At 57.7% G+C, this 12,825-nt stretch carries 11 protein-coding genes; 1 reads left to right on the forward strand and 10 read right to left on the reverse strand.

Annotated features, from left to right (window positions below; genetic code table 11):
* Positions 1-176: 176 nt before the first annotated feature.
* From ligA to AB5Z25_RS03580, 10 genes are all read right to left on the reverse strand, one after another.
* Entirely contained in the window at positions 177-2,405 is a 2,229-nt protein-coding gene (ligA, locus tag AB5Z25_RS03535) for an NAD-dependent DNA ligase LigA (RefSeq protein ID WP_368134804.1), read from the reverse strand.
* Positions 2,406-2,655: 250 nt separating this feature from the next.
* Positions 2,656-4,122 (reverse strand): S1C family serine protease, encoded by a 1,467-nt coding sequence (locus tag AB5Z25_RS03540; RefSeq protein ID WP_368134805.1) that lies wholly within the window; start codon positions 4,120-4,122, stop codon positions 2,656-2,658.
* A gap of 172 nt (positions 4,123-4,294) precedes the next feature.
* Positions 4,295-4,879, reverse strand: a complete 585-nt coding sequence (locus AB5Z25_RS03545) for a hypothetical protein (protein WP_217749795.1) — start codon at positions 4,877-4,879, stop codon at positions 4,295-4,297.
* A 3-nt stretch (positions 4,880-4,882) separates the two neighbouring features.
* A complete protein-coding gene (locus tag AB5Z25_RS03550) occupies positions 4,883-5,239 on the reverse strand; it encodes a hypothetical protein (RefSeq protein WP_117648531.1) in 357 nt (118 codons plus the stop codon).
* A gap of 8 nt (positions 5,240-5,247) precedes the next feature.
* Positions 5,248-6,378: a hypothetical protein gene (locus AB5Z25_RS03555; RefSeq protein WP_347478109.1), complete on the reverse strand. Its 1,131-nt coding sequence runs from the start codon at positions 6,376-6,378 to the stop codon at positions 5,248-5,250.
* Between the two features lie 184 nt (positions 6,379-6,562).
* Complete coding sequence (locus AB5Z25_RS03560) at positions 6,563-7,225, reverse strand: response regulator transcription factor (RefSeq protein WP_118256204.1); 663 nt, start codon at positions 7,223-7,225, stop codon at positions 6,563-6,565.
* Between the two features lie 50 nt (positions 7,226-7,275).
* The gene (locus AB5Z25_RS03565) at positions 7,276-8,613 is read right to left on the reverse strand and encodes a glutamine synthetase family protein (RefSeq protein ID WP_196022687.1); all 1,338 of its coding nucleotides are present in this window, start codon (positions 8,611-8,613) and stop codon (positions 7,276-7,278) included.
* Between the two features lie 134 nt (positions 8,614-8,747).
* On the reverse strand, positions 8,748-9,770 hold the full coding sequence (locus AB5Z25_RS03570; protein ID WP_368134806.1) for a LacI family DNA-binding transcriptional regulator: 1,023 nt from the start codon (positions 9,768-9,770) through the stop codon (positions 8,748-8,750).
* A 124-nt stretch (positions 9,771-9,894) separates the two neighbouring features.
* Positions 9,895-10,587, reverse strand: coding sequence for a GntR family transcriptional regulator (locus AB5Z25_RS03575; RefSeq protein ID WP_368134807.1), 693 nt, complete (start codon positions 10,585-10,587; stop codon positions 9,895-9,897).
* A gap of 526 nt (positions 10,588-11,113) precedes the next feature.
* Positions 11,114-12,367, reverse strand: a complete 1,254-nt coding sequence (locus AB5Z25_RS03580; protein ID WP_368134808.1) for an ATP-binding protein — start codon at positions 12,365-12,367, stop codon at positions 11,114-11,116.
* A gap of 282 nt (positions 12,368-12,649) precedes the next feature.
* Between AB5Z25_RS03580 and AB5Z25_RS03585 the strand changes: the two genes are divergently transcribed.
* Complete coding sequence (locus tag AB5Z25_RS03585) at positions 12,650-12,823, forward strand: hypothetical protein (RefSeq protein ID WP_368134809.1); 174 nt, start codon at positions 12,650-12,652, stop codon at positions 12,821-12,823.
* The last annotated feature ends 2 nt before the right edge of the window (positions 12,824-12,825 follow it).

Here is a 12,825-nt window from a genome sequence, read left to right on the forward strand (position 1 = left end):
GCGAGGCCCCTTTGCTTTGTATGAATCTTCTATCGCTCCGGAACGACACCGCTCCGCAGGGTCACCCTCGGCAACCTACATGACGCAGATCATGCTGCCCGCCACCACGCCCAAATAAAAACCTCCCGGAAAGTATCAACCTTTCCGGGAGGTTTTCTAATTTGATTATCGATGTCCTAAGCCTGGGGCACCTCGCCAGTAGCCAGGATCTGCTCGAGTGCGTCCTCGTCCAGCACAGGCACACCCAGCTGCTCGGCTTTGGTGAGCTTGGAGCCCGCTTTGGGGCCGGCAACCAGGTAGCTCGTCTTCTTTGACACACTGCCCGAAACCTTGGCGCCGAGCACCTTGAGCGCCGCGCCTGCCTCGTCGCGCGTGCGGTTGATGAGCGTGCCGGTGAGCACGAAGGTCAGACCCGCGAGCGGCTGTGCGTCGGCGAGCTCGCCTGCCACGCCAGCGTCGGCTGCGGCTTGCGCATGAGCGGCGCCCAAGTCGACCTCGAGAGACAGGCCCACTTGGCGCAGACGCTCCAGCACGGCAAGATTTTCGGGCACGGCCAGGAACTGCTTGACGCTCGCCGCAATCTTGGGGCCAATGCCCTCGCACTCGGCAATATCCTCTTCGCTCGCCAAGATGAGCTTGTCAATCGACAGGAATCGCTCGGCGATGACCTCGCCCACGCTCTTGCCCACGTGGCGGATACCCAGGGCAAACAGCACACGACCGAGCGGCTGGCTCTTGGACTTGTTGAGCTCGGCGATGATTTTCTCAGCCGTCTTGAGGCCCACCGGAATGGGGTCGCCCTTCTTGACGCCCTTTTTGCTGTTGGAGCTGGCATAGGTGCGCCCCGTGTCCAAGCCGGCGATGTCGTCAACCGTGAGCTGGTAGAAGTCCGCGACATCGTGGATCAGGCCGGCGGCGATCATCTTGTCGACGATCTCGTCGCCCAGGCCGTCGACGTCCATGCAGCCGCGGCTCACCCAGTGGAGCAGGCGCTCCTTGAGCTGCGCGGGGCAGTCGATGGAGACGCAGCGGTAGGCGACCTCGCCGTCCTCGTGGACCACGGGGCTGCCGCACACGGGGCAGACCTCGGGCATCTGCCAGTCGACCGAATCGGCCGGGCGCTTATCGAGCACCGGGCCCACGACCTCGGGGATTACGTCGCCTGCCTTGTGCACGATGATGGTATCGCCCTCGCGCACGTTTTTGCGACGGATCTCGTCGATATTGTGCAGCGTGGCGCGCGCGATGGTGGAGCCGGCAACCGTCACCGGGTCGAACTCGGCGACCGGCGTGAGCACACCGGTACGGCCCACCTGGATGCGAATTTCGCGCAGGACGGTCTGCTTTTCCTCGGGCGGGAACTTAAAGGCAATGGCCCAGCGCGGCGCGCGGGCGGTAAAGCCCAGGTCGAGCTGCTGCTGGAAGCTATCGACCTTTACGACCACGCCATCGATGTCGTAATCCAGGTCGCCGCGATGCTCGAGCGCCTGGGCACAGAACTCGTGGACCTCGGCCGGCGTGGCGCAACGAGCCACGTTGGGGTTGACGCTAAAGCCGGCGCTACGCAGCCAATCGAGAAACTCGCGCTGGCTGTGGACGTGCAGCGGGTCGGTATCGGCGATGGCATAGATAAAGGTGGCCAGGTCGCGGCGCGCCGTGACCTTGGGATCCTTTTGGCGCAGGCTGCCGGCGGCGGCGTTGCGCGGGTTGGCGAAGGGGTCGCGGCCCTCGGCATCGGCCTCGTCGTTCAGACGAACAAAGCTGCCCTTGGGCATATAGACCTCGCCGCGCACCTCGATGGTGCGCTCGCGGTCGACGTCCATGTGGGCGAGCGCCGGCTCGGACAGGTGCATGGGCACATCCTTGATGGTGCGGACGTTGAGCGACACGTCCTCGCCCGTGGTGCCATCGCCACGTGTGGCCGCACGTACGAAGGTGCCGTTTTGGTAGGTAAGGGCCACGCCCAGGCCGTCAATCTTGAGCTCGCAAGTATAGGTGACGCTACCGGCACCGAGCGCATCCTCGGTACGCTGGAGCCATGCGTCGAGCTCGTCCAGATCCATGGCATCGTCCATGGAATACATGCGTGCCATGTGCGTTACCGGCGTAAACTGCTCGCTCACGTATCCGCCCACACGCTGGGTATAGCTGTCGGGTGTCACCAGGTCGGGATAGGCCGCCTCGATCTCCTGCAGCTCAACGAGCATTTTGTCGAAGGCGGCATCCGTGATCTCGGGTGCATCGAGCATGTAGTAGCGGTACGCGTGGTAATCGAGCTCGTGGCGCAGCTCGGCCGCGCGCGCGGCGGCTTGGGCACGGGCATCGGCCGGTGCAGCGGTATCCGTGCTCGCTGGCGTTTCGGTATCGATGTCCACGCCGTCACCAAACAGGCTCGATTGCTCCATAGCGGCACTCCTTCGCTCGATTTCAAACGGATACAAGAGTACCACCGGTCGCAACGGGGCCGAATAGCCCTTTCGAACCGCACCGAATCGGCAGCCGCCAGACCGGGGTGGATCGCGCGATCAACTCATGCCCTTGCCATTTCCAAATGATCCGGTTTCCTCCGTCCCCAACGGATCGATGAGAAAAGAGGGTGCTGTCCCGCATTGACGGGACAGCACCCTCTGGCTTCGGTATGTGCGAAGCGGCTCGCTAGTAGCCTTGGCCGTAGCCTTGACTCTGGCCCTGGCCCTGCTGGCCCAGCAGCTCCTCCAGATACTGGCGCAGCTGCTCGTCGGTAATACCGCCGTTGCCGGTGTCAGTCGCGCTGTCGTCCTGCTGCTGGTTCTGCAGCTCCTCGTCGGAGCCCAGCTCAACCGTAACCTTTTTCTCGTCCTTGCCGCGCATGAGCGTAATCTCGACCTTCTCGCCCACCTCGTGGCTGCGCAGCGCGATGATCAGGCCATCGGCGCTCGTAATCTCGTCGTCGCCCAGTTTGGTAATGACATCGCCCTCTTGGATGCCGGCCTTGGCGGCAGGACCGTCCTCGACGACACTTGCCACATACGCGCCGCTATCGGTGCTCAGCTTGTTAGTGCGGGCGTTAAGCGCATTGACGCTCGAAAGCGTGGCGCCCAGGTACGGATGAACCGGCGTCTTGCCGTCGATAATCTGGTCGGCAATGTTCTTGGCGTAGTTAACGGGAATGGCAAAGCCAACGCCCGAGCTTGAGCCCGAGTAGCTCTCGATGAGCGAGTTGATGCCCACGAGTTCGCCGTTGTCGTTGACGAGTGCGCCACCGGAGTTGCCCGGGTTGATGGCGGCATCGGTCTGGATCATGTTGGCGTAGATGGTGTTGCCGCTGGTAGAGCTCATGGCCGTGGAGCGATAGAGCGCCGACACAATACCCGTGGAGACAGACTGCTCGTTGCCGAACGGCGAACCGATCGCCATGACCCACTCGCCCACGTTGAGCTTGGAGGAGTCACCGATCTCGATCGGCGTGAGCTTTGAGGCGTCAGCATCCTTGAGTTTGATGACGGCCAGGTCGCTCGAGGCATCGTTGCCCACGAACTCGGCCTCGTACGTGGTTCCGTCGTCCATGGTAACCACGTACTGGTCATAGCCATCGACCACGTGGTTGTTGGTGAGGATGTGGCCCTCGGTATCGAGCACAACGCCCGAGCCGACGCTGCCCGAGCCGTCCGACTCGTCGGCAGACTGCGAAAGCGAGCCATTCTGGCTGCCGCTCGAAGTGGCGGTAATGGAAACCACGGAGGGCAGGGCCTTGGCAGAAACGGCCTCGGCCAGCGTGGTATCCTCGGAGTCGATGGTGATCTTTTGCGCCGATGAACCCGAAGCACCCGCCGTCACGGCGTTCCTGCCGCCGCCGATATCGAGCGTGCCGCTCATAATGAGCGCGATGACCAGCAGAGCGCCACAGGCACAGCCGGCAAGCGCCGTAATAAAGATCGGCAGTTTTTTGGTCTTGGTCTTGACCACCGTGTGCTTGTTTACAACCTGCTGGCCGCCCAGCGGCTTGCCGGTCTGCGTGTCGTAGGCTTGCACGTAGGGAATGTTGCCGTCGGCAGGCGTCGACTCCACCTGTACGCGCGGCTGCTGCTGAGTATCGCCGGCATTGCCCGCATCCTGGGGACGCTGGGAATCGTTCTCGCTCATGGCTGCGATCCTTTCGTCAAATAACCAAAGGCCCGCCAAACATGTGGCGGGCCATCATTGTTCACGTTGATTTGTACCCCAAGCTGGGCAGTCCCGAGCACTAGATGCCAAGATTTCAGCTTTGCTTAAGTAATGACATGCTTATAAGCCAATTCGTTTTATGCCGTCATGTCTATTCAATATAACAGTCGATAGCAAAATTATATGTTGAATCGTTAATAAAGTCCGTAATCGTCGCACCCATGCCTGATCCGCACGTCCATTTATCCTTCTCCGCGTCGTATGGCGTTGGCCCCCACCCCGTTTCATATGATGCTTCGCTTTCTGTGAAGTAGTTCATCACATATTTATCTTTCTGCATGAGCGCATACCAAGCGTTTGCGTACATCACAAGCGGATCGATTTGGACTATCGAGTACTTTCCGGAACGAATCTCAATTTCTGTTTTATCGTTATAATAAGCGACTGTGAGCTCAATCTTGGCAAGCAGCGGCAACGTTTCATCTGATTCCCTCTGGATTGTTATGACATCACCGGCCATAGCGTCGGCAGACACAGTTTTGCTCTCTGGCGTGAAAATAGTCTCTCTGCTTCTTGTTCGCGTTTTTTCATTGCCATTTTCATCTCTGACCACCGTGTCGACTACGAGCGTCAATCGCTTCTGAGCGTCCGGCAACTCCACGGCTTCTGCCATCCCGGCTCGCATCAAAATAGGAGCCCCCGCCATCAGACCTAAGAACTGCTTTCTATCAATCATTCTTCATTCCCCTTGTCTACTTGATTTGACTTTCTCAGCTGAATGGGGATACAGAACAGTCCCGTCAAGTTCCTTATCTTCCACAAAAACTAGAATCCATTTATCACCTGCTTTCAACCCTGAGACATATCCGGAACTTGACTTACGGCGCATATCGATTCTCTTACGGCAACCACTTGGCATAAGCGCCTCAAATTGCCCGTTATGAACATCCGATAGAGCACGCACCTCGACTGCAACAACCGTGTCGTTTTCTCCCCCATTAGTCGCCCTTAACAGAAAGAAGCTCGCTGCGGTGAGCAAAGCAAAGGAAAGCACCAATAGGAGCATTGCCCTTCGAATGAACTTGTCGCCGTTCACGAGTACAATCAACCCTTGCAATATGTGCCATCGTGAGACGTGTAAATTGATACGTCATATGGAAGAAACTGTAGCTGGTTTGTCCATCCATTCCAAACAACAAGCAGGTACTTCTTGGCATTCGAGTATGTGTTATGCATTGCCACGTAGCCCACAACTGCCATTGCGTGCCCGCTGCCATTTGACCGGAGCCTTCCAGAGAAAATACTCAGATTCCCCGAGTCGGTATTCACCCTAAAGGAATCCCATGACGGATACCAAACGAATGACGTCTCAAGCTCCTTGCCTCGTCTTGCACAAAACTCCTTTAAGGCCGGAGCGGGTTTGTCAGGAGAAGTCTTGCCTTGAGTAAAGTACAGACCAGTCGCTTGATCATATTTCTTTCCTCCTTCTTCTTCCCATGTCCCCGACAGCCTCCAAAGCTCCGAGTATAAATCGGACAATTTAAGGCGGTTCAAAGTCACATAGTGACTGCTAACTGCAAACATTGCCGAAACAGCGCAAGCATAAGTCCCCGTTTCTTTGATAACTTCTGTTTGCGTTGGCGTTATTATTCCCGAAACCGTTTTGCTCGCATCAACAACATATCCCTGTTTATACAAATCCTTGGCAGATACAAAAACGTCATCGAAATGTTCCGGCGATCCGCTGCGATTGCCTCCCGAGGACAATTTATTTGGTACTTTTTTTCCACTTGCGTCTAAAACAATGTTTTTATCTAAGTCGGCAACGCCAACAGTTAGCTCGTCAATCTTTAACGCAACGACGTTATCCGAGGATGCGAGGAGTGCAATTTCTTCGCTTGCACTCTCGATAGGTAAAAGAGCGTTCGGAGCCAAGCAGTATTCGCTGATCCACCAAGATCGCTCTGAATCAAATACGACGTAGCCATAGTTAACGTCATCCCGCTTCGCACGAACGATATACCCGATTGATTCCCCATCGGAATTCACCATTTTTACTGGGTCACAAGCGGTCACCGGCTCATCCGATACATCATCAAAGAAAGCCTGCGCTTGCTCCACAGCTATTTGCGGTGTGACACGGACCAAGTCGTCGTCTCCAAAAACCAACCTTGGAGACATCAGGGCGGCAAGCAACACTATGAATCCGACAATCACCTTTCTCGAATAACGCATTTCTTCCTCCATCCGTGTAGTAGGGAGATACGGTAACTAAATGATATTCGCTAGATAGTGTTATACGTTTGATATTGTTTTTACTGACACACTTTTAATCGGTGAAAGGTCTTCTTTTCGCCCTAAACGAGAAAAGGGTACTGGAGAAATCTCCGGTACCCTCACATTGCCCTCTATTTACTTGCTAGTCCTTAAACAGATAGCCCACACCGCGGACGGTGGTGATGTGCGCCGCGATCTGCGGGCCCACCTTGGAGCGGATGCGTCGAATGTGCACGTCGACGGTGCGCGTACCGCCGCAGTACTCAAAGCCCCACACGCGGTGCAGCAGCACCTCGCGGCTGTAGGCGCGGTTGGGATGCGTCGCCAAAAAGCTCAGCAGCGAGTACTCCATCAGCGTCAGGTCGATGGGCTCGTTATCGAGTGTCACCTGGTAGGTAGCCAGGTTAATCTCGAGGTTATCGATGTTGAGCACATCGTCGGCGGCGACGGTCTCCTCCTCGCCCATCAGGCGCTGCGCGCGAGCCTTGAGCTCGTTGGGCGTCGCCGTGGGGCATACAAAGTCGGCATGCGCGTGATTCGGCAGGCGCAGGGTGCCGAGCGCCTCGTCGTCGACGATCACCAACATGGGGACGCCGCCGCGATCGTCAAGCCACTTGGCAATCTGATCGATGCGGTCGCTGCGGATGCCGTCGGAATCGAGGATCAGCAGGTCAAAGTCGTGCGCCGCAGTCGGCGAATCGGGGGTGGCCAGGCTCACCTCGACACCCAGGGTGGTCGTCAGGCTGCGGGCAAACTCGTGGAAGCGCGTCGTGCGCGCCATGAACAGGGCACTCTTTTCGGACATATCGGCCTCCAAGGAAATGAGCTCAATCGTACTGGAACAAGCCAGCGTGATTAGGAGTTCGCCAGGTAGTGCTTGATCTCCCACTCGGTGATCGTGGACTCAAACTTATGCCATTCGTCGCGCTTCTTTTTGAGGAAGAAGCTGTGGATGTGCTCGCCGAGGGCATCCTTCATAAACTGCGAGTCCTCAAACACGTCGAGCGCCTCTTTGAGCGAGCGCGGCAGCGGCGTATAGCCGGCCTCGACCATCTGACGGTCGGTGAGCTTGAGCGTCTCGGCCGTGGCCTCGGGCGGGAGCTCCAGCTTGCGCTCGATGCCGTCCAGACCAGCCGCCAGCGTGACGGCGTTGACCAGGTACGGATTGGCCATGGGATCGGGACTGCGCAGCTCGATGCGCGTGGACAGCTGCTTGCCGGGCTTGTAGACCGGAATGCGGACCATACTCGCGCGGTTACGCAGGCCCCACGTGGCGTACTGCGGCACGGAGTCGCCGCCCGTGGTAATGCGCTTGTACGAGTTGACCGTGGGGTTGGTGATGGCGCTGATCTCGCGCGCGTGCGCCAGGATGCCGGCCATGTAGTGCTTGGCGATATCGGAGAGGTGGTACTTCTCGTCGTCCTCGCCCCAAAAGACGTTGTTGCCGTCGTGGTCGAATAGCGACTGGCACAGGAACATAGCGCTGCCGTCCTCGCCCGCCAACGGCTTGGGCATAAAGGAGGCGTGGCAACCGCTCTCGTAAGCCTGCTGCTTAATGATGAGCTTGGCCGTGGTGATGGCGTCGGACATGCTCAGGGCCTCGGCGTGGCGCAGGCTCATGCCATGCTGCGAGCGGCCGGCGGCGTGGAAGGTGTACTCCACGGGCACGGACATCTTCTCGAGCGTGAGGACCGTGTTGCGGCGCAGGTCGCGAGCGGCGTCGCTCACCGAAAGATCGAAGTAGCCCACATTGTCGAGCGGCTCGGGCGTGTGTTCGTCGGGGAAGTAGTAGTACTCCAGCTCGGCGCCCACGTTGAGCAGGTAGCCGGCCTTCTCGGCCCTGTAGAACATACGGCGCAGGGCATCGCGCGGGTCGCCGGCGAAGGGCTTGCGGTCGGGGGTGCACACATCGCAGAACACGCGGGCGACGCCGTTGTGGCTCGGGCGCCACGGCAGGATCTGGAAGGTCGAGGCGTCGGGAAACGCGAGCATGTCGGCTTCCTCAGGCGTGGCAAAGCCCTCGATGGCGGAGCCGTCAAAGCCAATACCCTCCTCAAAAGCGACCTCGAGGTCCTCGGGGCTAATGGCAAAGTTCTTGAGGCGGCCGAGAATGTCGACAAACCACAGACGCACAAAGCGGATGTCACGCTGCTCTACGGAGCGGAGTACGTAATCGATGTTCTGCTGGTTCATGTCGCTCCCCTTTCTTTCGGGCGGGTTTCGACTGGTCTATATCGCAGATACTATCGCAGAAAAATGTTTCCGCAGGGTTAAAGCGTATCAAGCGCTCAAAAAACGTGTGCGAACAGGCAGTTGCGAACGAGCGGTTAGCGCGAGGTTGATGCGCGGTGTTCGATGTGACCGAGAACCTCGATGCGTTTGGGCGCCAGCTTTGCGGCCTCGCCCACCGTGGTGGTGACAACGTCGATGCGCTCGGACAGGCGCTCGACCACGCGCTCGGCAATGGTGAGGGTGTCCTGCGCGGCCGTGGTCACGCCACCAAAGAGCACATGGTTCCAGGGGTAGTCGTCAAACGTCGCGATCCTGAGCCCCGCCGGCAGCGAGGGTCCCAGCTGCGCTAGCGCCTCGGTCAGACGCAGGAAAACCAGGCCGTTGACGGCAATGAGGCCGAGCTTTTTGCCGGCATAGTCACGCATGGTCTCGTCCAAGCGACCAACGCCCGTGGCACCGCCATCGGCCAAGGTGACGACCTCGCCGGCAAGGCCGCGTCGCGAAAGCTCGTCGGCAAAGGCCTCGGCGCGCTCACGACGCACGGGGCTGTCGTCGCTTGCCTCGGTGAGCAGGCACAGGCGCTCACAGCCCGCAGCGGCGAGCTCGTCTACCAAGCCGGCGACCAGCTCACGGTTGTTCGATGTCACCAGATCGATGCCACCGTCGGCAACATCGCGGTCGAGCAGCACAACAGGCAGACGCCCCGCGGCCGCGGCGATCGCCTCGTCATTGCCTCCGCAGGTGTTGACGACCAGGCCGTCCACACCGGCATCGATAAGTCTGGTGAGCGACTCTGCTTCCTTTGTGGGGTCGTTGCCGCTAATGGCCGTCATGAGCGAGCAGCCGCGCGCGGCGGCGCTGGCGGAAAGTCCTTCGAGCATGGCGCTAGAGAACGGATTGGCGATGTCGGCCAAGATCACGCCGATGAAGTTGGTACGTGAGCTGCGCAGATTGCGCGCGGCGGCACGTGGGCGATAGCCGGTGCGCTCGATAACCGCCGCGATGCGAGCACGGGTTTCCTCGGTCATCTGCCCAGGGCGGTTGTTGAGATAGCGCGAGACCGTGGCCGGGCTCACGCCCGCCTCGGCGGCAATGTCCTTGATTCTCATCTGCGCCATAACGCACCCCGTTTCCCAATTGTCGGCGGTCTGAGCCATTTTAGGCATTTTTTAAAAATTTCGGTTGCAATACGCTGTAGGCGAGTAGCATCGTTTTTGCGTCTCGAGCAGATGCGGTGATGGGCTAGATAGACGAGTCTTTGGACAGCTCGAAATAGTCGGGATGCAAGGCGATAACCGGTCCCTGTTCCTCGGGCATCAGATGCAAGTGCGTCTCGGCCAGATAGCTCGCCGTGTCGGTATCGCCCCTCTTAATGGCCTCGAGAATCCGGCGATGCTGCCGACGAATCGGCTCCCAATCCAGATCCTGCGACACCATACGCAACCAGTTGTATCGCTCAAAATGCGTGTTGACGCTCTTCATCCAATCCCACAACATGTGACGACCGGCAATCTCAAAACACGTCTCATGGAACAGGTTGTCCAGGTCAAAAAAGCGACGCGTCTCGCTATGGCCGAGCGACTCGGACTCGGCAAGAATCTGCTCGAGCCGATGCTTTTGCTCGGGCGTGGCGGCCGAGCAGCATTTAATGAGCACGCTTCTCTCGAGTTTCTCACGCAAGAAACAGGCGTTCTCGGCGCGCTCCATGCTGATTTTTGAGACATAGGTGCCGCTTTTGGGACGAGTTTCCACCAGTTCCTGCTCACGCAGGCGCACAAAGGACTCGCGAATGGGCGTGCGCCCGATTCCCGTCTCCTTTTCCAGACCAATCGCCGAAAGGCGCGTGCCGGGCTTGAGCTCGGCATAGATAATCTTGGAGCGTAATGCGTTGTATGCCTGATCTTGCAAGCTCTGATAATGCTGGTGTTGTTCCATAAAGCCCTCGGATGAAGCCCGCGGTTTGTCGAATATCACCACGTAATACTATCGCATCGACACGCCCCGGCTCCCAATCAGTCTTTTTGGGACGGGGCTCTTTTAGCTACCCTGGCCCGAAGATCGGCCCCCTTGTCACAAAAGTGGCCCATCTACTACGTTAACACGGATAGCCTCGGCCATACCGAAAACTGTGAAAACAAAACCGCAGGTAGACAGCTTGTCGATTTTCGAAAAAGCCGACTATGGTTGACCCCTGCGGCTTAAACGTAGTAGATAGGCCCTTTTCGTGGCGCAGCACTACTGCACCCCAAATTGGTACCTCGAGCCTGTTGTAAGTTGCTGTGAAATACGGACGGTTGATAATCAAGGCGCGCTATACGGCTTGCTATATCTCACTATACTTTGCTGTACGTCGCTATACTTTGCTATAACTTGACAATAATCGGCCCGTTACCATCCGGGATATAACGGACCCCAAGCCAACGCTGGCTTGGGGTCCGTCTTGTACCATGGCTCTTTTTGACTATGAGCGCTCGTATTTCGTGGCCCGCCCGGTTCCCTGCCTTACGATTGCATTCCGTTCAAGCAGAGATTCGAGTGCCACCAACGTCCGCATGCGGCTCAGCCCCGTCTGTTTTTCAATCTCGCTTCGCGACATAATTCGACCGCCCGACAAGGCTTTGAGAACCTGGACCTCTTCCTCGGACCCTTCAAGGGCATCGGTAACGGGCAATGTGACGGCCACCATGCCGCCGCGAACATCAAAAATTGGTTGATTGACCGAATCGCGATAGGCACGTCTAATGCGCGCGATTCCCGTACCAAATTTCTCGATGTAATCCAGCTTTAAGAAGGCCTCTGCAACGATGGGGTTTCTGAGCACGGATATCTGCCCATACAGGTATTGTTCCGTCGTCAAACCGGCGGGCAGCGATCCAGGAGAGGTCACAACGACGCGATCATCGTACAGGGCAATTTGAACGTTCGCTCGAACGTCCCACGTCCGATGCACCAAAGCATTTGCGACAGCTTCGCGAAACGCCTCGAGAGGAATTCGATCGGTTTGGACGCGCTCCATCCCTTCGATACGCTCATAACGGTAGTAGCGTGCAAACATAGCTACCGCCCTGTCCACCTGCTCAATTGCGGATACATTTGTCGCCGCTTCGCGATCCAAGATCACATCCTCGGTATCACCAAAACGGACGCAATCGATGCCCGGAAAATCATTCTTATCCGCCAAAATCGCCGCAGCGTTGGTATAGCCGTCCTTGCCGAGCAAGCGAAGCGTGCGCATAATATCCGACGTTAGTTCAGAAATGCCGAGATGTTCAACACACTTATGCTCGAGCGTATGAAAACTCAAGTCCTGGCGAGCCGACGTGAGCGCGTCGAACGTTACGTTGCCGCCTTCGAGCGTCAGCCTGCCATACTCAAACCGGTCGACCTCCACTGTTGCCGAATCGTTTCGCCTGTAGGCCTTTCCCTTGCTTCGATAGGGTTTGTCCTGGCCCTCATAAACCGTAAGGATTACGGTCCCGTGTTTCTCATCGGGCTCGAGCGTGTAACGGGGAGCGGGGTCCAAGCTGTCATTAATCATGTTCTCGATGCGGAGACACTCTGCGACCGGATCCGCAAGGCCGACAGCCACGCCCTCGTCATCAACGCCAAACTCAATCTTGCCCGTCCCGTAGTTTGCATAGGCACTCACCGTTTTAAGAAACGTCGGCGTAACGCTTTCCTTATATTCGACTGTAGGGCTCTCTCTAACAACCATATGCACAACCTCTTCGTTTCGTACTATTCATGACCGTATTATAAGACGAAAACCGTTTGCGTACTGATTTATCCAAGACGTAAACGGTTTTCGTCTTGATTTGCGTACGGAATTAAGACGCATAATTTCGCTTTCGTATGGCTCAATATCGGACGCAGACTGTTTTCGCCTGTCAATACATCTGCAATCCAAACGAAACGAGCCCCGAGCTCGCATGAACTCGGGGCTCTTTGTGCCGCACATCTATGAGAGGAGCAATTCGATGCGTACGGGCGCTACTCCATGAAGCCGCCCTGGGATGGCGGCAACCTCGTCGAGGAGACCATCCGCGCTCACCGTGGCGTGGCCGACGCCATCGCCACGCGCAACCCCACCGTAGCGCACGACGCGATGTATTTGCATCTGGTGTACAACCGCAACATGATTGCGGAAGTCGCACAGACAAAAGACATTTAAGG

It is taken from the genome of Collinsella aerofaciens, from assembly GCF_040910325.1.
Taxonomy (GTDB): domain Bacteria; phylum Actinomycetota; class Coriobacteriia; order Coriobacteriales; family Coriobacteriaceae; genus Collinsella; species Collinsella aerofaciens_BL.